The organism is Hyphomicrobium sp. (assembly GCF_047600905.1).
GTDB lineage: Bacteria > Pseudomonadota > Alphaproteobacteria > Rhizobiales > Hyphomicrobiaceae > Hyphomicrobium_B.
Map to the genome: position 1 here is coordinate 3,259,821 of NZ_JASGKD010000001.1, position 21,053 is coordinate 3,280,873.

General features: G+C 60.1%; 19 protein-coding genes and 1 tRNA gene. 12 read left to right on the plus strand and 8 right to left on the minus strand.

Annotation, left to right across the window (positions count from 1 at the left end; all coding sequences use genetic code 11):
* Nucleotides 1-978 carry a zinc metalloprotease HtpX gene (gene htpX / locus QM780_RS15700; protein WP_415071376.1) on the minus strand — a complete coding sequence of 326 codons (978 nt, stop codon included), beginning with the start codon at nt 976-978 and terminating at the stop codon, nt 1-3.
* A gap of 133 nt (nt 979-1,111) precedes the next feature.
* Between htpX and QM780_RS15705 the strand changes: the two genes are divergently transcribed.
* Together QM780_RS15705 and QM780_RS15710 are read left to right on the plus strand one after the other, a co-directional pair.
* A complete protein-coding gene (locus tag QM780_RS15705) occupies nt 1,112-1,324 on the plus strand; it encodes a DUF1674 domain-containing protein (RefSeq protein WP_415072064.1) in 213 nt (70 codons plus the stop codon).
* A gap of 154 nt (nt 1,325-1,478) precedes the next feature.
* Nucleotides 1,479-1,931, plus strand: coding sequence for a hypothetical protein (locus tag QM780_RS15710; protein WP_415071377.1), 453 nt, complete (start codon nt 1,479-1,481; stop codon nt 1,929-1,931).
* A gap of 16 nt (nt 1,932-1,947) precedes the next feature.
* Here QM780_RS15710 and acs read toward each other — a convergent pair whose 3' ends face one another.
* The 5 genes from acs to QM780_RS15735 form a co-directional block, all read right to left on the minus strand.
* Complete coding sequence (acs, locus tag QM780_RS15715) at nt 1,948-3,894, minus strand: acetate--CoA ligase (RefSeq protein ID WP_415071378.1); 1,947 nt, start codon at nt 3,892-3,894, stop codon at nt 1,948-1,950.
* A 149-nt stretch (nt 3,895-4,043) separates the two neighbouring features.
* The gene (locus QM780_RS15720) at nt 4,044-4,715 is read right to left on the minus strand and encodes a class I SAM-dependent methyltransferase (RefSeq protein ID WP_415071379.1); all 672 of its coding nucleotides are present in this window, start codon (nt 4,713-4,715) and stop codon (nt 4,044-4,046) included.
* Complete coding sequence (locus QM780_RS15725) at nt 4,712-5,149, minus strand: EVE domain-containing protein (RefSeq protein ID WP_415071380.1); 438 nt, start codon at nt 5,147-5,149, stop codon at nt 4,712-4,714. Before QM780_RS15725 ends, QM780_RS15720 begins: the two co-directional genes overlap by 4 nt.
* Before the next feature lie 173 nt (nt 5,150-5,322).
* The gene (locus QM780_RS15730) at nt 5,323-5,823 is read right to left on the minus strand and encodes a GtrA family protein (protein WP_415071381.1); all 501 of its coding nucleotides are present in this window, start codon (nt 5,821-5,823) and stop codon (nt 5,323-5,325) included.
* 4 nt (nt 5,824-5,827) lie between these two features.
* Nucleotides 5,828-7,348 carry an NAD(P)/FAD-dependent oxidoreductase gene (locus QM780_RS15735; protein WP_415071382.1) on the minus strand — a complete coding sequence of 507 codons (1,521 nt, stop codon included), beginning with the start codon at nt 7,346-7,348 and terminating at the stop codon, nt 5,828-5,830.
* Nucleotides 7,349-7,593: 245 nt separating this feature from the next.
* Between QM780_RS15735 and QM780_RS15740 the strand changes: the two genes are divergently transcribed.
* Nucleotides 7,594-9,447 carry a hypothetical protein gene (locus tag QM780_RS15740; protein WP_415071383.1) on the plus strand — a complete coding sequence of 618 codons (1,854 nt, stop codon included), beginning with the start codon at nt 7,594-7,596 and terminating at the stop codon, nt 9,445-9,447.
* Here QM780_RS15740 and QM780_RS15745 read toward each other — a convergent pair.
* Together QM780_RS15745 and tsaD are read right to left on the minus strand one after the other, a co-directional pair.
* Nucleotides 9,407-10,402, minus strand: coding sequence for an NAD(P)H-dependent glycerol-3-phosphate dehydrogenase (locus QM780_RS15745; RefSeq protein WP_415071384.1), 996 nt, complete (start codon nt 10,400-10,402; stop codon nt 9,407-9,409). The genes QM780_RS15740 and QM780_RS15745 overlap by 41 nt on opposite strands.
* A gap of 58 nt (nt 10,403-10,460) precedes the next feature.
* A complete protein-coding gene (gene tsaD, locus QM780_RS15750) occupies nt 10,461-11,564 on the minus strand; it encodes a tRNA (adenosine(37)-N6)-threonylcarbamoyltransferase complex transferase subunit TsaD (RefSeq protein WP_415071385.1) in 1,104 nt (367 codons plus the stop codon).
* A 117-nt stretch (nt 11,565-11,681) separates the two neighbouring features.
* Between tsaD and hemC the strand changes: the two genes are divergently transcribed.
* From hemC to QM780_RS15795, 9 genes are all read left to right on the plus strand, one after another.
* Complete coding sequence (gene hemC, locus QM780_RS15755; protein ID WP_415071386.1) at nt 11,682-12,608, plus strand: hydroxymethylbilane synthase; 927 nt, start codon at nt 11,682-11,684, stop codon at nt 12,606-12,608.
* A complete protein-coding gene (locus QM780_RS15760; RefSeq protein ID WP_415071387.1) occupies nt 12,608-13,348 on the plus strand; it encodes a uroporphyrinogen-III synthase in 741 nt (246 codons plus the stop codon). Before hemC ends, QM780_RS15760 begins: the two co-directional genes overlap by 1 nt.
* A 123-nt stretch (nt 13,349-13,471) precedes the next feature.
* Complete coding sequence (locus tag QM780_RS15765) at nt 13,472-15,166, plus strand: COG4223 family protein (RefSeq protein WP_415071388.1); 1,695 nt, start codon at nt 13,472-13,474, stop codon at nt 15,164-15,166.
* Nucleotides 15,167-15,185: 19 nt separating this feature from the next.
* On the plus strand, nt 15,186-16,931 hold the full coding sequence (locus QM780_RS15770; protein WP_415071389.1) for a heme biosynthesis protein HemY: 1,746 nt from the start codon (nt 15,186-15,188) through the stop codon (nt 16,929-16,931).
* A gap of 145 nt (nt 16,932-17,076) precedes the next feature.
* Nucleotides 17,077-17,152 (plus strand) — tRNA-Thr (locus QM780_RS15775).
* A 193-nt stretch (nt 17,153-17,345) separates the two neighbouring features.
* A complete protein-coding gene (locus QM780_RS15780; protein ID WP_415071390.1) occupies nt 17,346-17,831 on the plus strand; it encodes a helix-turn-helix transcriptional regulator in 486 nt (161 codons plus the stop codon).
* A gap of 653 nt (nt 17,832-18,484) precedes the next feature.
* Nucleotides 18,485-18,820, plus strand: a complete 336-nt coding sequence (locus QM780_RS15785) for a hypothetical protein (protein ID WP_415071391.1) — start codon at nt 18,485-18,487, stop codon at nt 18,818-18,820.
* 8 nt (nt 18,821-18,828) lie between these two features.
* Entirely contained in the window at nt 18,829-19,665 is an 837-nt protein-coding gene (locus QM780_RS15790) for a hypothetical protein (RefSeq protein ID WP_415071392.1), read from the plus strand.
* The gene (locus tag QM780_RS15795) at nt 19,662-21,050 is read left to right on the plus strand and encodes a hypothetical protein (protein ID WP_415071393.1); all 1,389 of its coding nucleotides are present in this window, start codon (nt 19,662-19,664) and stop codon (nt 21,048-21,050) included. Before QM780_RS15790 ends, QM780_RS15795 begins: the two co-directional genes overlap by 4 nt.
* The last annotated feature ends 3 nt before the right edge of the window (nt 21,051-21,053 follow it).

Below are 21,053 nucleotides of genomic sequence, written 5' to 3' on the forward strand. Positions count from 1 at the left end.
TCAACCCCAGGGGCTCGGCGGCTTCGTGTAGTTTTGTCCGCCGATCCAGACTTCACCCGGCGTGCCGTCCCTGTCCGATGGACGCGAACTTGCCGATCCGGAGCTGCCGCTCACGCCCATTTCGCGCGCCAAGGCTTCGAGGGCGGCGATGCGATTTTCGACGTTCGGGTGGGTCGAGAACAGGTTATCGACGCCGTGGCCGTTGAGCGGATTGATGATGAACATATGCGCGGCCGCGGGAACGGCTTCGGCCTCTTCGTTTGGAACACGGCGCGCGATGCGGTCGATCTTGCGAAGCGCGGTGGCAAGCCATATCGGATTGCCGCAGATCATCGCGCCCATCCGGTCCGCCTGATATTCGCGCGAACGGCTGATCGCCATCTGGACGAGGCCCGCAGCCATTGGGGCGACGATCACGGCAAGAAGCGTTCCGATGATGCCGAGGCCACCACGATCGCTGTCACGATTGCCGCCAAAGATCATGCCGAACTGCATGTATTGCGCAAACATCGACACGGCACCGCCGATCGTGGCAGCAACGGCCATCGTGAGGGTGTCGCGGTTCTTCACGTGCGCAAGCTCATGCGCGATGACGCCTGAAAGCTCTTGCCGGTCGAGCGTTTCCAAGAGACCGGTCGAGGCGCAAACCGCCGCGTGAGACGGGCTGCGGCCGGTCGCGAATGCGTTCGGCTGCGGATTGTTCATGATATAGACGCGCGGCATCGGCAGTTCGGCACGGCGCGCAAGGTCACGGACGATGCCGACGAGTTCGGGTGCGGTCGCGTCGGTCACTTCCTGCGCATTGAACATATGCAGGACGACGCTATCGGACTTCCAGAGGCTGAAGGCGTTCATCGCCAGCGCCATGAAGAACGCGAATATAAGGCCGGTTTTACCGCCGACGGCGGCGCCGAGCACAAGGAAAATGCCGGTCAGCACGGCGAGAAGCAGCGCAGTCTTGGCATAGTTCATAGGCATTGGTTCACTCGCGACGTCATGGCCCGGATCTGGTTTACGACCTTACAGCCGCGTATATATTGATCGTTCGACCATTCATAAAGGTGACGTGCCGAAAAAGGTAGCGCTGCCCTATAGGGAAACAAGTCCGGAGATGACGGTCAACGACGACGCTTCGACTGAAGATCATGGCCAATCGGTCCGCGTCCTGACACCAGAGGCGAAACGAGCGCTGGCGGAAGCGGAAGCGCGCCGAAAGCAGCAAGACGGCGCTCCGGCAAAGCCCAAGGAGGTCGGCGGCCGCGACGGTCCCGAGCCGACCCGCTTCGGCGATTGGGAAAAAGGCGGCATAACCTCCGACTTCTGATCAATGGATCAGTCCTCGCAAAAAATATTTTGAACAGGCGAAAAACGGGGCGGCGCAAAGTCGATCGCGAAATTCTGCGTGTCTTATCTGCCTGTCCGGCATCCGAGTTGCATAACCGCATAAATAACGGCGGGGATGTATCAAGGAGGGACAGATGCTGATGCGTCGGATTGCTGGCGTTCTACCTTTCGACCGTAATGAACGCCATTCGAGCCTGATTATTTTTCTCGCGATGATCGTGGCGCTGCTGTTTGCGACGGGCGCTGCGCTCGACTATGCGCGGGTCGTCAATATGCGCGAAGGCATTGCGCTCGCGGTAAATGCGGCGTCTGCGGCGGGCCTCGAAGCCATGGACGATACCGCGCTTACGGACGAAGGGATCAAAGCAATCGTTTTGTCCCATTTCGACAAGGTGGCGACCTTGGCTCGTCATGTCGGGACAGTGGCGTCACCGTCCATCAGCATCGATCGGCAGGCTGGCGCGATCACGGTCGACGCAAAGGGTAGCGTCGCGATGGTCATCAGCAGCTGGTGCGGGGTCAGGCAAGTCGCGGTGCCGGCGACGTCAACGGCAAGCAGGGCGCCGCGTAACGCGGACGCCCTGTAGAGCAATTTTTCTGACCTTAGGCCGGCCGGCGGTTCTGCCGGTTGGAAATCAGATCGTCGACGACCGCCGGATCGGCGAGTGTCGAGGTGTCTCCGAGGCTGCCAAAATCATCCTCGGCGATTTTCCGCAGGATGCGCCGCATGATCTTGCCCGAGCGCGTCTTGGGAAGGCCGGGTGAGAACTGGATCAGATCGGGCGAGGCGATCGGACCGATCTCCTTGCGCACGTGGGCGACGAGATCCTTTTTCAAGCTGTCGTCGCCGTTCTCGCCCGAGTTCAGGGTAACGTAGCAATAGATCCCTTGGCCCTTGAGATCGTGGGGGTAGCCGACGACAGCGGCTTCGGCCACCTTCGGGTGGGACACGAGAGCGCTTTCGACTTCGGCTGTTCCCATGCGGTGGCCCGAGACGTTTATGACGTCATCGACGCGGCCGGTGATCCAGTAATAGCCGTCTGCATCGCGGCGGCAGCCGTCGCCGGTGAAGTACGTGCCGGGATAAGCGGAGAAATAGGTCTGCACAAAGCGATCGTGGTCGCCGTAGACCGTGCGTGACTGGCCGGGCCAGCTGTCGAGGATGACGAGATTGCCCTGCGTATCGCCGTCGAGGACTTTGCCCTTGTCGTCGACCAGCGCGGGTCTCACCCCGAAGAACGGCTTCGTCGCCGAGCCGGGCTTCAGCTCGGTTGCGCCGGGGAGCGGCGAAATCAGAATGCCGCCAGTTTCCGTCTGCCACCAAGTGTCGACGATCGGGCAGCGACCCTCGCCGACGACGTTATGATACCATTCCCATGCTTCGGGATTGATCGGTTCGCCAACCGATCCCAAAAGGCGCAACGACGCACGGCTCGACTTTTTCACCAACGCATCGCCGGCGCCCATGAGCGAGCGGATGGCGGTTGGAGCGGTATAGAAGATCGAGACTTTCCATTTGTCGACGACGTCCCAGAAGCGCGACGCCGACGGATAGGTCGGGATGCCTTCGAACATCAGCGTCGTGGCGCCGTTCGTAAGTGGGCCGTAGACGATGTAGCTGTGGCCGGTGACCCAGCCGACGTCGGCGGTGCACCAATAAATATCGTTGTCGCGGCAGTCGAAAACGTATTGGTGAGTCATCGAGGCGTAGACGAGGTATCCGCCTGTCGTATGCACCACGCCTTTCGGTTTTCCTGTCGAACCGGACGTGTAGAGAATGAACAGCGGGTCTTCGGCCGCCATTTCCTCCGGTTCGCATTGCGCAGGGACCGTGATGATTTCTTCGTGAAGCCAGAAGTCTCGCCCCGGAGTCCAAGGGACCGGATTGCCGGTGCGGCGGACAACCAAGACTTTTTCATCGCCCGCGCATTTGGAGAGGGCGGCGTCGGCGTTTTTCTTCAAAGCCACCGGCTTGCCGCCGCGCAGGCCTTCGTCGGCCGTGATGATGAGCTTCGAGCCCGCATCTTCAATGCGGTTCTGCAGGCTGTCGGGCGAGAAGCCGCCGAAAACGATCGAATGGATGGCGCCGATGCGCGTACACGCCAGCATCGCATAGGCGGCTTCCGGGATCATCGGAAGATAGATGGTGACGCGGTCGCCTTTCTTGACGCCATGTTTTTTCAAGACGTTGGCAAAACGCTGCACGCGGTCGTGCAGCTGGCGATAGGTGATCTGCTCGCTTTCGTTGGGATTGTCGCCTTCCCAGATGATGGCGACTTTGTCGCCTCGCGACTCGACATGACGATCGATGCAGTTCGCCGAAACGTTGAGCGTGCCGTCTTCGAACCAGCGAATGTCGACGTGGCCTGGCGCAAAGCTCGTATTCTTGGCGCGGGTATAAGGCGTGATCCAATGCAGGCGCTTGCCAGCTTCCGACCAGAAGCCCTCGGGATCCTCAACCGAGCGCCGATACATTTCATCGTAACTGGCGGCATTGACATATGCCCGTTCCGCCCACGCAGGGGGAACCGAATAAACCTTATCCGACATCGAGCGCTCCTCCGTTTGGCCGTCTACGTTGCAGCCATTTCTTCGTATTATGCGGCGACGCGCCGCGCTCCACAACATATTCGATCGTGGAGGGATGGGGGTTGCCGGCAAAATGACCAGGATCAATCTCGCACTGCGGCGCGGCTTCTTCAGCCACGCCAGACCGTCGTCCGCTTGATCTCGAAGTCCTCAAGTTCGCGGGTGACCGGTACCTGATATTCGACCAGCGGCATAAACTTTCCTTGCGGAAAGTAACTACGGCGCGGATCGCCGATGTAGACCGAGCAACCTTGTTCTTTAGACCTATCGATAAAGCGCAGGACCCGGTCGGCAAGCTCGCGCTCGTAGAAGAGGTCGCCTACGATGACGACGCCTGATCGGGGAGGGGGCGACGACAGGAGATCGCTATCAGTCGTTTCCAGTGTCACGGCGTTGGCCGCGGCATTGATCGAACAGGCCGCGAGCGCCAGCCGGTCGATATCGGCTGCGAGAACTTGGGCGGCGCCTGTCATCGCGGCCGCGATTGCGGAAATTCCCGAGCCGGCGCCGAGGTCTAGGACCGGGAGGCCTGCGCAGGCATTGGGGTTATCGAGAAGGTAGCGGCTCACGGCCTGGCCGCCCGCCCAGGCAAAAGCCCAGTAGGGGGGCGGGACATTCAGCTCGCCCAACTCATCCTCGGTCTTTTGCCATATCGGGAGGGATTCTTCTGCCAGCCGCAGCGTGATCTCCGGCACCAGCGGCGGCGCGATCGCCTTGGTATTTTCGAGGATGAAGCGCTTGGCGTCGCGAGGGTCGGAGGGATCGAGCCTGCCCGAGGTCATGTGCCCTTAAGCTTCTTTAAGTCGACGCCGCCCATTTTGCAGATTTCCTTCCATTCGTCCGGGGCAACGGGCTGCACGGACAAACGCGAATTGTTAACGAGAACCATGCGCGCGAGATGGGGGTTCGCCTTCACCGCGTCGAGGCTGACGGGCGTCGGGACCGGCGTGACGGACGCAACGTCGACGCATTCCCATTTGCCGGTTTGATCTTTCGCTTCGGGATGCGCGAGCGCAATCACGCGCATGATTCCGACGATCTCCTTGCCTTCATTGGAATGGTAGAAGAAGCCAAGGTCGCCGACCTTCATCGCCCGCATGTTGTTGCGGGCTTGGTAATTGCGGACACCATCCCAAGCTTCCCCTTTTGGCCCGCGCGCCACAAGGTCGCTCCAGGAGAAAACGTCAGGCTCGGATTTGAACAGCCAAGTTTGCATGAGAGTGAGCATTCCACGAGACAGACGTGCGTAGCGTGGAACGCAGACGACCTCAAGCGTGCAAAACGCAGAACCTCCGCACCCTGGGGGTACGGAGGTCCGGACGCGACACAACCTTGAAAATCTAGTTGCCGTACGGTGAGCGTTGTCCCGTATGGCCGTGAAAGCCAATGTTAGTCGGAAGACACTGATTTTGCGTAAACGTGCAGGGTTTCCAATTCGTTTGCATTTGACGCCGGCGCGAACACGATCCAGCGGCGCAGCAAAAAAACGGCGAGGAAACTGACGACGACGGCGATTGCCTTGGCGAAAATTGCCGATGCGGCAAAATGCGTTGTGAGCGCCGCGATGATAAAGCCGGTGAGGACGAGCCCAAGCAAACCGGAGCCCGCGAATTCGGCCAATCGGCGCGGCGCGGACTTGCGCGCGTGGGCGACGTCGAAGACGAAAGCGGACGACAATGCGTAGTGGGCGATCATGCCGACAGCGTATCCGATAACACCTGCTACCGGAGCGTTAACGGCCAATGCGCAGAGCGACAGGTAGACGCCAAAGTCCGTGGCAAGCGCGATGACGCTGACTACGGAATAACGTGAAAGCTGCGGCACGAACGCTGCGGTGCCTGGGCAAGCGCCGCTTGCTATCGTTGCCTCATTGGTCGTTGCGAGTGCCATTCAATCAGCTCGCTTTGCGAAGCCTGGTCGGGACCATGCGGACGCTCTTCAACGCTTCCTCGGCGCCCGAGTCACCTGCCTCGTGATATTCGGCGTCCTCGTTGACGTTCCAGATGTCGTAGAGCATTTCGCCAGCAGCGATGTTCTTGACCGTCAACATCGAGGTCATCATCGCGTGATCCTGGTTGTTGTACTTGTGCATGCCGTTGCGGCCGACGAGATGCAGCGTCGGATATTTTTCGACAAGCTCGGAGCGAATGGCTTCGACGTTGCGCTTGTAGCCGTCGTCGTAAACCGGATAGGCCTTCTTCTGACGGACGACGCAGCCGTCGATGCACTCGTCTTCCGATGCGAGGCCGATGATCGCCAGCTCTTTGCGGGCGAGCGCGAGGAGATCGCTGTCGGCGGCAGCCCAAAGTCCGTCGCCCTCGAAGCAGAAATATTCAAGACCAAGGCAGGCGAGGTTGCTGTCGGGCACCATTTCCGGCGACCAAGAGCGGAAATTCTGGATGCGGCCAACCTTCACGCTCGGTTCGTGAATGTAGATCCAGTTGTCCGGGAAAAGGTCGGGCTTCTTGACGATGAGCGAGACCGTGATGAAGTCGCGATAGCGCAAGGCATCAGCGGCGGCGAGGCTCGACGGCTTGTCGGCGAAAGAGTGCATCAGTTCGCGGATCGGCGCTGACGAGATGACATGGCGTGCGGTAAACGTTGCGGTATCGCCGGAGGGCGTGTGCGCCTTGATGGTCCAGAGGTTCTGTTTCTTGTCGTAGGCGAGGCTTGAAAGTTCGGTGCCCATGTGGATCTTGCCGCCCTGAGCGCGTGTTTTCGCGGCGGCGGCATCCCACATCATGCCCGGGCCCTTGCGGGGGTATTGGAAGCTGTCGATCAGTGTCTTGATGACCTCGCCGTCATGGGCGGAGGTGCCATCTTTAACGCCCTTGGGCTTGACCGAATTGCGCAGGGCATTCGCCATCGCCGACCAGAGGTCGAGACCCTTGATGCGCTGGGCGGCCCAATCGGCCGAGATCTCATCGCAGCTCATTCCCCACACCTTCTCAGTGTAGGTCTTGAAGAAGATCGAGAACAGGCGCTCGCCGAACTGGTTGGAGACCCATTCGTGGAATGTTTCCGGCTTCTCGTTCGGGAAAGCCTGCTTGTACATGAACGAAAGCACGCACATTGCGCTCTCGACGACGCCGAGGTTGCCGAGTGCTTCGAAGGCTTTCAGCGGATAGGAATAGTATTTGCCGTCATAGTAGATGCGGCTCATGCGCGGACGGCTGATGAAATCCTGAGGCAGGATTTCCTTCCACAGATCGACGACCTCTTTCGACTTCGAAAAGAAGCGATGGCCACCGATGTCGAACAGAAAATCCTTGTAGTTGACGGTTCTGCTGATGCCGCCGACGTAGCGCGGATCTGCTTCGATGACCGTCGTCGAGATGCCTTGCTTTGTCAGAAGGTAGGACGCGGTGAGGCCGGCCGGGCCTGCGCCGATGACAAACACTTCGCTGTGGGACATGTGGTACGCCTACGCCTACGCTTGCGAACAGATAAACAAACGGTTTCCGGCGCGGCCGATATCACGAGCTCAGTGCACCTCAGGTGTCAGACTAGGGATTATGGGTAAACAAAAGCTGATATTTGCGAATAATTCGACGAAAGCCTCGGATGAAATCGCGCACTCTTTTTTGTGATCGGCCAACCAAAGTTTACGGTCCCCTAATTGCGCTTGGATAAACTGCGGGCTTTCCCAGGGACCAACGCATGCATTCCGCCACACTGAAAGCTTCGGCCGAACGGCAGGGCATTGCCCGCATTCGCGACATTCCGAACTGGGCGTGGTGGCTGCTCGCGCTAAGCTATGTCGGCGTCCGCAGCTGGTATGTGGGCGGCGTCGGGGTCTACGGCTTTTTCGGCGATCCGGACGACGCGACGCGCCTCATTCAAGTTCGCGAACTGATGGCTTCGTGGCATTGGTTCGATACCACGACGATGAAAGTCGGCGGCGATGCCGGAATGCTGTCGCATTGGTCGCGGCTCGTTGATCTTCCACTTGCGACGCTGATTGCGACATTCAATCTTGTCATGCCGCTCGATGACGCCGAGCGGTTGACGCACATCGTCTGGCCGCTTTCACTGCTCGGCGCGCTGATGTGGGTGTTGTTCAGGGCGACCGCAAAGGTCGGCGGTGAAACGGCCGGCCGTCTGTCCATCCTCTTCGTGGCCTTGACGCCGCTTGCCTGGTATCAATTCGCAGTCGGGCGCATCGATCATCACAACGTCATGATCGCTGCCACGGTTTCCGCCGCATTGCTGATGTGGGCCTATCCTTGCCGTATCGAGGTGTGGCGGGTTGCGGGACTGTTGCTCGGTCTTGCCTTGGCGGTGGGATATGAAGCGCTGGCTCCTGCCGTTGCGCTCAGCACCTTCGTGGCGGCGTGGGCTCTGTTCGATCGTCAAGCGGAGAAGAGCGCTGCAGCATTTGCGATTGCACTGGCGCTGACGTTCACGGCGGCATTCTTTGCGACAATCCCGCCGTCGCGATGGATGGATATCCGCTGCGATGCAATCTCACTCAACATGGTGGCGCTCATTGGTTCGGGCGTCACAGGATTTCTGGTCGCGCTTGGCCCTGGAAAAGGCTGGCCACTTGCCGCGCGAATTGGTGCGATCGCCGCTTGCGGAGCCATCGGTATCGCCATTTACGGCATGCTGGAGCCGAAATGCCTTGCCGGCCCTAAGGGTCAGCTGCCGCCGTTGGTGCTTGAGATCTGGCTCAATAAAGTCGCTGAGAACGCAAGCTTCGTCGACGATCTCGTTCATCGGAAATTGGAGCAATCGTTTGGATTGCTGATTTTCTTCAGCATTGCCATCGCAGCACAGGTTTACCGGCTGAGAGATCGCTGGCGGGCGGCGGATTTATTTCTGCTGGCGTCGCTCGTGACGTTTATCGGGCTTGCGTGCTGGCAATACAAATTCATGTCGTATGCGTCGTTTTTGAGCCTTGCGCCCGTGGCGATCGTTTTCAGCGGGCTCGGTTCGATCGGGGAGATCAGCGCCGCGACGGTGAAGCTCGGCGCCATCGTCCTGCTCAACCAATCGACGCTCGCCTGGATGTCGGGTGGCGTTAACGCACTGCTGGGCGCGCCGAACGTCGAGACCGCCGAAGCGATCGAGGATGCTCGTGCGTGCTCCAAGCCCGAGAACATTCATGACCTCGCCGGTTTGTCGCCGGGGATCATCGCGTCGCATATCGATGTCGGCGCCTTCATTGCCGTCAACACGCCGCTCAGGGCGTTGGCGGCGCCGTATCATCGGATCGCCAATGCGATCATTGCCAACCATGAAATTTTTTCGGCACACGATGCGAGAACGGCCGCGGGCTTGCTGAAGCAGCAGGACGTCGACTACGTGGCGATCTGCGACGGGCTCGACAAGCCGATGCTGAAAGATCCGGAGTGGAAAGGCACGCTCAAAGCCGATCTGATCAACGGAAAGGCGCCGAGCTTTCTTACGCCCGCAACGCTTTCCAACCCACATTCCATCTATCACGTTTGGAAAGTCGATCGGGCGGCACTCAATCTTCAGCTTTCAAAGGCCGCTGCATCAGCGCCGTAATGGCTTCTTCGACCGTCAGGCGGCCTTCGATGATGCCGTTGACGGCTTTGGCGATCGGCATATCGACGCCGTTGTCGTGAGCCAGCCGGACGAGCGCCTTGCACGTATAGACGCCCTCCGTGACGGCGGCACGCGCGCCCAGAATGTCTGAAAGTGCGCGGCCTTCTCCAAGGGCACGACCCAGGGACATGTTGCGCGATTGAGGGCTGCCGCAGGTCAGGATGAGGTCGCCCAATCCGGACAAACCCAGCAGCGTTTCAGGACGCGCTCCCATGGCTTCGCCAAAGCGGCGCAATTCGGCGAAGCCACGGGTCACCAAGGCGGCATGCGCACTGGCACCGAGGCCGCGGCCTTCGACGATGCCGGCGGCGATGGCGAGGACATTCTTGACGGCGCCGCCAAGCTCGGCACCGAGCACGTCGCTCGACCAATAAAGCCTCATCTGACGGGACGACAGGGCGGTGGTAAGATTCCGGCCGACCGTCTCGTTGCGGCAGGCAAGCGTCAGAGCGGAAGGAAGGCCGCGGGCCACATCGGCCGCGAAGCTCGGGCCTGAGAGCACGACGCGCAGAACGTGGGGCGCAACTTCCTCGAGAACGTCGCCCATGAACCGGCCCGTCGCTTGCTCGATGCCTTTGGCGCATATGATGACGGGCGTGTCGGGCGCGATTTTTTTTGCCAGCGTCGCCATGATATCGCGAAGATGCTGAGCGGGGACGACCGCAAGAATTGTGTCGGCGGTCGCGACGGCTGTGAGATCGCCGGTGGCGCGAATGGCAGGATTGAGATCGACGCCCGGCAAGAAGGTGCGATTGACGTGACGAGCGTTGATATCGTCGACAACTTCCGACTCGCGCGCCCACAGGGTGACGTCTATGCCGCCGTGCGACAATGTTTGAGCGAGCGCCGTTCCCCAGGCGCCGCCGCCGACAACACTGACAGAACGAATTTGCAAAAGCGCCCCCGAAGACAATGTCGAATTCAATCTAGCACGGCAATTTGACTTCTGCGTACTAGGCCTTGACGCCGGCGCCCGCAGCTTTGGGTGCCTCCGCATCGAGCGGCCAGCGCGGCCGTGCGGGCGCGTCGAGCGGATCGGCAAGCCCACGAGCCAATCGTTCGGCGCCGGCCCAGGCAATCATGACGCCGTTGTCGCCGCAAAGCTCGAAGGGTGGCGCGTAGAATGTGAAATCATGTGCGGTGGCGACCTTTACAAGAGTTGAGCGGAGCGCCTTGTTCGCAGCGACGCCGCCGGCAACGACGAACGGGCGATGGCCGGCATCGGGAAAGAGTGGCAAGACCGCGCGCATGGCTCGTTCGACGCGATCGCTGACGCTGTCGCAAACCGCGGCCTGGAACGACGCGCAAAGGTCGTCGATATCCGTCGCGGCCAACGGCGCGTTCTGCATCGCGGCGTGGCGGACGGCCGTTTTCAATCCGGCGAAGGAAAAGTGCGGGTCTTCGCGGCCTTTCATCGGCCGGGGCAAATCGAAACGCGCGCCGTTGCCGGCGAGCGCCGCCTTTTCGACCGACGGTCCGCCGGGCATCGGCAGCCCGAGCAGCTTTGCGGTTTTGTCGAAGGCTTCGCCCAAGGCATCATCGATCGTGGTGGCGAGGCGGCGATAGCGGCCGACGTCTTCGACCAGCAGCAATTGCGTATGGCCGCCGGACACGAGCAGCATCAGATAAGGCGGGCGGACATTCTCCGTCAGGCCGACCGTCAGGGCGTGCGCTTCGAGATGGTTGATGGCGAGAAAAGGACGTTTGGTCGCGAGCGCCAAGGCTTTGGCCGTGGTGGCGCCGACGATCAAGCCGCCGATGAGGCCGGGTCCCGTCGCCGCGGCGATGCCTGATAGGTCAGGCAGGCTGACGCCGGCCTGATTGAGAGCGGCCTTGATGAGATAATCGAGGCTTTCGGCGTGTGCGCGAGCGGCGATCTCGGGGACGACGCCGCCATAGATCGCGTGCTTGTCGAACTGCGAAAGGACGACGTTGGCAAGGATCCGCCCGCGGCCCGCCGAATTGCGGGCGACGACGGCCACGGCGGTCTCGTCGCAGCTCGTCTCGATGCCGAGAACAAGCGCGTCGGAAGATGCAATATCGGAAAGCTCGGTCATCTGTTCAGGAAGTTATCGGCGCGAGGTTGGAATCCGCGCCTCTTTGGAGCATACCTGTCGCCCGAATTACCGGCACCCGGGCCCGACGGCCCCCGCCTAGCATCCGGAGAAACCTTTTTGCAAGCTATCCGCATCGGGACCCGAGGTTCACCCTTGGCCCTCGCCCAGGCGCATGAGGTGAAGGACAGGTTGATCGCCGCCCATGGCTTTAGCGCAGAGGCGGTAACGGTCAACGTCATCAAGACGACGGGTGACCGCGTTCTCGACCGGCCGCTCTCGGAGATTGGCGGCAAGGGTCTGTTTACGAAGGAAATCGAGGAAGCGCTGCTCGCCAACGAGATCGACGTCGCGGTCCATTCGATGAAGGACATGCAGACCGTGTTGCCGGACGGCCTCGTCATCGGGGCGGTGCTGCCGCGCGAAGATCCGCGTGACGCGTTCATTTCGCTGCGGCACCGGTCGTTCGATGGACTTCCCAAAGGCGCAGTCGTCGGGACGTCGTCGTTGCGGCGGAAGGCGCAGGTGCTACACGCACGCCCCGATCTTCGCGTCGTCGATTTTCGCGGCAATGTGCAGACGCGGTTGCGCAAGCTCGAAGACGGCGTCGCTGAGGCGACGTTTCTTGCTGTCGCCGGTCTCAAAAGGCTTGGCCTGCAAGAGCGGATCACGTCGCCGGTTTCAGCCGAACAAATGCTGCCGGCCGTGGCGCAAGGCGTGATCGGGCTCGAAATCCGGGACGGCGATGAAACGATCACGCCGATCGTCTCCGCTTTGAACGACGCGAAGACGGCATTCGCCGTCGCCGCAGAGAGGGCATTCCTGGCGCGGCTCGAAGGCTCCTGCCGGACACCGATCGCGGGGCACGCGACGATCGACGGGACCAAGGTCCATTTCCGCGGGCAGCTCCTCTCGCCGGATGGCGCCAAGTGCTACGATGTCGCCCGCAGCGGCAGCGTCGAAGATGCTCGAGCGCTCGGGCTTTCGGCAGCCGATGAAATCCTGGGCAAGGCCGACGCCGCGCTTCTTGTTCGTTCGAACGCCTGATGCACGTTCTTGTTACGCGTCCTGTTCAAGATGCCGGGCCGTTCAAGACGAGCCTGGAAGCTCTGGGCTGCCGTGTCAGCATCGCGCCGCTGATCGAGACATTGGCAAACGATATTTCGCTGGACGCTCTAAGCGGGGCGACCGGGATCGTCGTCACGAGCCGGAATGCGCTGGCGGCGCTCGCCAAGTCGCCGGCATTGCCGTCGGCGATGACACTGCCATTGTACGTGGTCGGTCCCGGGACGGCGGCTGAGGCGCGCCGGATAGGGTTCACGCAGATTGTCGAGGGGACGAACGGGCGAGCCGAAGGCCTCGTTCCCGTCGTCGCCAAGGGCGCCCCCGCTGGCGGACGTTTGATCTATCTCAGAGGCGACGAGATTGCGTACGACCTCGCGGCCGCCTTGGCCGAAAGTGGCGTTAACGTCGTGTCCGTTCTCGCTTATCGCTCGATCGCCGCCGACACATTACCCGCTGCGGTCATCAAAGAGCTGCAAACGGGCGGCATTGATGTCATCACGCTGATGTCGCCGCGGACGGCAAAAATCTGGTCAAGTCTTACCGCCGAAATCATGCCGCCGGTACAACTTTCCGGGGTCATATACGTGTGTCTATCCGAGCGTGTACGGGGGGCCTTGGGCCCGTCAGCAAAAGCCGGTAAGGTTCTGGTCCCGTCGCATCCCAATGTCGAGGAAATGCTTGCGCTGGTAAAACGTCTCGCGGCAGGTTGGAAAGCGGAGTAACACAGGCCGGCTGGCAGCCTCGGCGGGAAAGCTCTCTCAAAACATAAATTTCGCCTGAAACACCCGGATGGTTGGAACGGGACTGAATGGCATATCGAGTTTCGTAAGAAGGATTAGGCGCCGATGGCAGACGAAAAATCGGGTGCAGGATCGAACGGTGGCGCCGGCAAGCGGCCCTATGCCACGATCGATCTCAAGGCGACCGAAATCAAGGTGACGCCGGTCAAAGGTTCGCAGACGGAAAGCTCGAGCGCGGCGGCGGGCGATGTTCCGCGTCCGGCAGCGGCGCGGTCCTATGCCGAAACGGCAGGCGAAGCGAAGAGTTCTGCAAGTGCGGCGGCCGGGACATCCGCTAAAAGTGAAAGGCCCGCCGCAGCGGCCTCATCAGCCCGGTCTGGTTTCGACGACGATGCGCCGAAGACCATACCGGCGAAAAAGGCGGGCGGCTTTTTCAGCCATCTCGCTGCCGGCATCGTCGGCGGTGCGCTGGCATTCGGGGCGGCGATCTGGGCATTGCCGCAGCTTGGTGTGGAGGAGGGCGCGGAAGATCAGATCGCGAACCTCTCGCAGCGTCTCGCCATGGTTGAGAAGAACGACCAAAAAGTGCCGCCTGCGCCGGATCTCAGCGAAATCCAATCGCGCATCTCGAATCTTGAAAACGCGGCGCAGAAAATTCCTTCGCTGATCGAGAGTCAGGCGCGTCTCGTCGCGGAAACGAAGGCGGCATTGGCAGCTGCCGCATCCGATGCAGGTTCGACGCAACTCATCGAGCGCCTCGGCAAAGTCGAAGACCGGCTCAAGGCAATGGCGGACGCCGGCGTCAATGATCCCAACGGAACGCATAGCGAGCAGCTTGCAGCCTTGATCGGTAAAGTCTCCGATCTTCAGACCAGTCTCGCCACGCAGCTCACAGAGCTTCGGACCAATGTCGCTAAGGACGTCGACGGCCGCATTCAATCAGCGACGGAAGTGAGCGAAACGGCGCGGGCCGGGACGCAGCGGATCGACAAGGATGTCGCCGGCCTCAAGACCGACAATGTGCGAGTCGGGACCGAGATCGACGCGGTCAAAACGACAGCCGATCACATCGCCGCCGATCTTAAGGTGACGCAGGATCAGCTACAAAGTCTGAAGACCGCGCTGGAGGGCCTCAGCACCGCCGCGGCCAAGCCCGCCGATATCACCGCCGCCGTGCGCCCGGTCGAGGAGAAGACGGCGGCGCTCGAAAAGAGCGTGCAGGATGTGGTTCAGAGCGACGCTCTGCGCAAAGAGAGCGCGCAACGGATCGTCCTTGCGCTCGAACTGCAGAACTTGCAGCGAGCGCTCGACAGTGGACAGAATTTCTCGGCGCAGCTTGCGGAGGTTAAAAAAATCGCCGGTCCGCAACTCGATCTATCGGCGCTCGAAAAGCTGCAGGAATCGGGCGTTCCGACTCTCGCGGAGCTGACACAGCAGTTTCGTACCGCCGCTGATCGCGCCATCGATGCAGATTCAGAATCGGAAAACGCCGGCGTCGTCGATCGGCTGTGGGCAGGCGCGAAATCGGTCGTGAGGGTGCGCCGCATCGATCTCAAGGCCGATGACAAGAGCACGGAGGCGGTCGTCGGGCGCATGCAGGTCGCGCTGGCGGATGGGCGTCTTGCCGACGTTCTGTCGGAAGCCAAGGATCTTTCGCCCAAAGCGCACGATGCGATGCAGCCGTTTCTAGACAAGGTCTCTGCGCGCGTCAGCGTCGATGACGCCCTCGCCAACCTCAATTCGCAACTGAAGACGTCGATTGCGGGCGTTGCTCAGCCATCGGCAAAGCCGCAGCCATAATCGATAAAGGTAAAGCGTCATGGTGCGCCTCGTCGTCTATCTGCTAACGATCGCCCTTATCGCCTCAGGCCTCGCGTGGCTTGCCGACAGGCCCGGCACGCTGCAAATCGTCTGGCAGGGTTACGATATCGAGACGTCGGTTTTTCGCGCCATTGTCATGTTGGCTGCGGCGGTCGCTTCCTTGATCTTTCTGTGGTCGGTGTTCCGCACGCTTTGGAACAGCCCGGCCGCGCTCGGAAATCGGCTGGCGCGGCAACGCCAGCGCAAGGGCCTCGACGCACTCTCGAGCGGCATGATCGCGATCGGCGCGGGCGACAGCGCGCTCGCCGCACGCTATGCGCTGCAGGCGCGCAAAGCGTTACCGCATGAGCCTTTGACGCAGCTTCTGCGCGCGCAGTCGGCAGAGCTTTCGGGCGACCGGGCGGCGGCAAGACGGATTTACGAAGCGATGCTCGCGTCGCCCGAAACAGAGCAGCTCGGGCTCAGACATCTGTTTCTCGAAGCGCAGCACGAGGGCGCCGGCGAAGCCGCCCGGCAATTCGCCGCCCGTGCGCTCAAGGCCAATCCGAAGCTCGAGTGGTCGTCGACGGCTCTCTTCGATCAACAGTGCAAGCAAAAAGACTGGTCGGGGGCGTTGGCGACTCTCGATCACGCGCGAAAAGGCGGCCACCTGCCGAAGGCTATTGCCGATCGCAAGCGCGCGGTGCTGTTGACTGCCAAGGCGATCGGGGCGGAAGAGGATAGTCCGGACAAGGCGCTTGGCTGGGCGCTCGAAGCGCATGCGCTGGCTCCCGATCTCGTGCCGGCGGCCGTCCTCGCCGGGCGAATTCTGGCGTCGCGCGGAAACACGTCCAAGGCCGCGAAGGTCATCCAGAAGACGTGGACGAAGTCGCCGCATCCCGATCTTGCGATGGTCTATGCCCACGCCCGCGTCGGCGACAGCACGCGCGATAGGCTCGATCGCGTGCGCCAGCTCGCCGCCCTCAATCCGCATTCGATCGAAAGCCCGATCGCGGTAGCAACCACGGCGACCGAAGCGCGGATGTACGATGAGGCCCGGCGCGCGCTCGAGCCGCTTCTGGCCGAGCGTCTTACGCAACGCGTGGCACTTCTGATGGCGCGTATCGAAGCGGGCGAGAACGGCGAGAAGGGACGCGTCCGCGAATGGCTGGCGCGGGCGATGAACGCAGCGCGCGACCCTGCCTGGACCGCCGACGGCGTGATTTCGGATCACTGGGAGCCGACGTCGCCGGTCGATGGCCGTCTCGATGCTTTCCAATGGCGCGTTCCCGTCGAGACGCGGGATGCCGGCGGCACGGAAATCCTGGCGACAAAGCTGGACGAACTCATTGCCATTGCGCCCGCGAGGACTGAGATCGAGGGTGCGGATGCGGAAAGCAAGGTTGAAGAGCAGCCAGCACATCAGCCTGAAACGAAAGTGGACGAGCCGGACGTCGTGACGGTCGAGCCCGTGACAGTCACTGTTGCGCCAGTTGCCGCTGCGGGAGGCCCGAAGGAGCCCGCGGCGGAAAATGCAAACGGCGCGGCGCGCCCGTCCGCGATTGGCGTGGCGGGATCTCCAACTCAGTCCAACGATGGGGTGAGCGCCACGGTGAAGACACTCCCGCAGGAGCGATCGTCCACAGCGCGCTCCGACCCTGCGGTATTCGTTGCACCCCGAGCGCCGGACGATCCCGGAACTGAGCCGCTCGAGCCGGAATTGGAGCAGCCTGTCGCGCGGCGAACCTACCGCTCGGTCAATTAGTTGGCGGGTCGACGGGGTGCTTGCCTCGCCGTCCGCGCAAGGCCTGCGGCAGTCGAGCCTTTTGGGGCGCCGACCCTTGCAATTCCCAGCGGCGCAGAGTATCCCTCGCGCCTTCCCGGGGTGCCTCGTCGCCCGACGGAGAAACGCCGCTTTAGCTCAGCCGGTAGAGCACGTCATTCGTAATGACGGGGTCGTGTGTTCGAGTCACACAAGCGGCACCATGAATTTAATCCAATAAAATCAGTGGTTTCTTGGCGGAAGCTCTTACTTCTCTTGAGCTGGGTTTCGTCCCCCGAAATCGCTCCCTGGTATAAGCCTGGTATATTCCGCACATAAAGGTGGCCCTTCTGCGCCCTCTTCTGGAACCGCCGCAAATCACCGATGCTCGCCGCTCAACGATAGGCGGGGGCACCGATGCGGCGGGTCACATTGGAAGAGGCGAAAGCGCTTGCTGACCAGTGGAAGGCGCAACGCGAAGACGTCGAACGGATGCCCAACGCCGACTACTTCCGCGATGCCAGTCCGCATGACCTTATTCGAATGTGGAAGACCGGGAAGAGCACCAGCGGCAAGAAGCTGACGGATCGCGAGTTCGGTTGCCTGGTTGAGCGCTGGGTTCAAGTCTTCGATGCTTTTCCGCCTTCGAATGACGAAGCCGACGTCAGTGAGGCGGTTCCGCTGGCCAAGCTTCCGGAGCTGCCGCCCGACGATACCGTGGTGCGCCCTGTCGAAGTTGTGCGCCTGACTGGCCTGTCGAAGAGTACCATCAATCGCATGGTCTCGGCCGGCACGTTCCCACCACCGCTACGCATTGGAGAGCGTGCACGTGGATGGCTGTCGCGGGACCTGAAAGCCTGGCGTGAATTGCTCGACGAACAGCGCCGTCGTCCCCGGCAGTAGCCCCCGCGAGATGCCGAGATGGTGCGCGCACTGCTATAAGGCGGCCACCACCCGGGTTGAAATGCAATTGGTGGCGGGGGGTGGGGACCAAAACGCCAGCCAGGACCCGTGATTATTGTTATTGGTTGTCTGACATGGGGCGCGATTTCCGGACAAAATCTATTTCAGTGATTTAGTTCGATGTATCAACAACGAATGCCTACGCGCGCTGAAAGCCTCGTCCTATCCACCGTCCAACCCAAACAATCACGTAAGCGACCAGCCAAGCGAAGGGAACGGGAATTAGCGCCCATCCGATCGCATTGCCAACGCTACCTTCCATCATCCTATCGAAGACCACATGCGATTTTGGTCCGCACGAAGCAGTGTCTTCTTGCTTTCGAACCTTCTCCTGAACACAGAGTTGATAATCCAGGTTCGAAAGGCCACCCGCAAATTTCAAGCTGGTGTTCATGCTGGTGAAGTACGCGGCAACCGCCCAAATCACAGTCGCGACAATTCCTAATCGCTGCCAGCCATTCAGCCTCATCGCCTGTCCCTCTCAATTCCGTGGACCCCCAATATACTCCGCCGTGGATAAAACCGCGACCGCGCTTGATTGAACAACTGCACGCCCGTCACTTGGCCGAATAACCTCGAATGGATTTCAGCCGATGCCCTTCATTCGCAATTCTTCGATTGCTGCCGCCGCACTGTTTCTCTCTGCATGTTCGATGACGCTGCCAGTTCAAGGTGTCGTGGATGGCGGCAAAGAGACGATGACCGGAACAGCGACTGGCTACACGAACGGTGCCGGCACTCTCGAAATTAAAACGAGCAAAGGGACGACCTGCAAAGGGAACTTCGTCTACGTCACGCCACGACAAGGCAGCGGCGTCTTCAACTGCGACGATGGTAGGTCCGGTCCATTCCAATTCGTTTCGACGGGTTCGCAAGGAACTGGCACAGGCACGTTTGGCGGGCAGAGTTTTACGTTCACGTTTGGGTAGGGCTGCCGATGGCCAAACCTCTCACTCATCATATCGACTTGAAGCAAATTGCCGACCTTGGGCATACCGGCATTCGCCGTGCCGCTATTTTCATGGGGCTCGGTCTGAACGCGGCTAATCGGCCCGACTTCAAAGAATACCAGCTCACCGAGATACCTCGATACGCGAAGACCATCGGCTATAAGATAATTGGTCCGGTCGACGACGCGCGTATCGAACAATTCAAAGCTACATTTGCCGATTGGATAGTCGCGTGCGGTTTGCGAGAGATCTTGGAGCACTATGGCTTGTTGCTCGCGCGACTGCATCACGAGGCAATGATCGTTCTGCAAACTCGCGACCTGCTGAAGTACCTAGGTGATCCGGCAACTTTGCAGCGGAACCACTTCGAAAACCCGGGTTTAGCCGCCAAGTTTCAGGACCTACGTGCGCGTTTCAAAATAGAGACTAAGTTCGAGGAACAGATAACTCAACTCTATAAGCTGCGAAACATCATTGACCATAATTTTCAAACGGTCACAGACAAGCCGCTGAATGCCGAGAATAAGTTCGTTGTCAGTTGGGAAGCCTTCGACGTGTTTGGTGTCGGAGAGGGAAGCGGTGCGATTACTCCATACGCAGAACTTATAGATAAGGTGTTGCCAGAACCGACTAAGATTGTCGGGAAGCGTGTTCGCCGCGAAAAGGTCTACGAAAGAGGGGATCGAGTAACGCTGGATGGGAAAGAACTAGAGGAAATTTGCTTCTTCTTCTCGTTTTGCTGCATACCGTCGATCCTGAAATCGTTTGTCGAGTTTGGGAAACGGCATGGTGTAAACCCGGCCTCTGGCGACGACGAACTATGACCGGGCTATCATCGAGTGAAGTCGTCTCTTTCGTGTTTACGGAAGCCGCGCGATTTCAAGAGCAATTTGCACGAGGCGATTTTCGAACAGGACTTGAGCGACCACTGGACGGGTTGCATTCAATTCCAGATCCAAAAGGTGACGGTTACGGCGCGCTATGCATCGGTCCGAACGCCGAACGGAGACTACGGGAGTTTGTCGAAAGCCAGGTCGCGAACGGCCGCTACGCAGGCAAACTCGAAGTTGAACCTCTGGTTCGGCAATTCAAAGAAGAAATCGTGGATCGCTTCATTAGGCGATGCGTTGAATTGTCAGACGACGAAGCATCAGCAGCCTTTGCATCTAGCCTCGTTTGCTCGGTCAGTCGGACAAAGGAGCTGACGCACTTAATTCCGTGCCAGCTAGTGAACACAAGCGATCCGAGCGCATTCGAAATAGGACCAGTTAAGTTTAGCCACTATGATTGGCGTTGGCCGGAGATAGAGCGGCAGCTTCAGAACTGGCCGACCAATCCGAATTATAACGACAATACGCGACAGCGCTTACGTCAGGACATTCGAACGTATTATGCGGAATTCAACTGGCTTGCAGAAGTGACGCTTGCCGGTTGGGAGCCGACGCCCTCACGAAAAGCCGCACTAGAGATAACCACGGCAGCAGTCGAAGGCCTCAGGCTCTTGTTGGGAGGACGGCAGTCCAATCGGCTGCTAGTCGCGGGTGCGGCCGGTCATAGTCATGTTCGATCCCACATAGTATTAGCATCAGGAAAAATCGAACAAACAGAAGTGGCTCACCACTCCTCGATATATCCTCTCGACGAAGGCGATTGGAAGTGGATTGAAAGCGACGAAGGTACTTTCCTCAGACGCATTCTTGGCGTCGCAATATCCTCTCGATTTCTAGTGGCAGAACCCACGCCACTCGCCATTCGATTTACGGACGCGCTACATTGGTATGGGCTCGCGACGGAAGACACTTCGGCCGCCGCAAAACTAGTGCTGTATTTAATGGCAGTTGAGCGACTTCTGCTTCCAACAAAGACAGGGGCTATACGTTCAACTGTAAAGAACCGCTCTGCGTATTTCTGCGATTGGGAGAAACATAACGAAAAAATCGAGAGATTGTACGGTGCGCGAAATGATCTTTCTCATGGAAAGCGTTCACCTCTTTCGCCCGATCTTGCGGACACCGCAGAGCTGGCAAGATGGTTTGCGCGCCAAGTCTTGATCGGAACGTTGTGGCAGAGCGAAAGTGCACTCAAAGTCGAGGACTTCTCGTCTGAGACCCTAGCGGCGGTGCTCGACGATTTCCATGAGCGGCACAAACGGCTGGGCAAGAGAGGCCAAAAAGCCAACAAAGTGGAACGGCCGCATGACGACCGATAACAT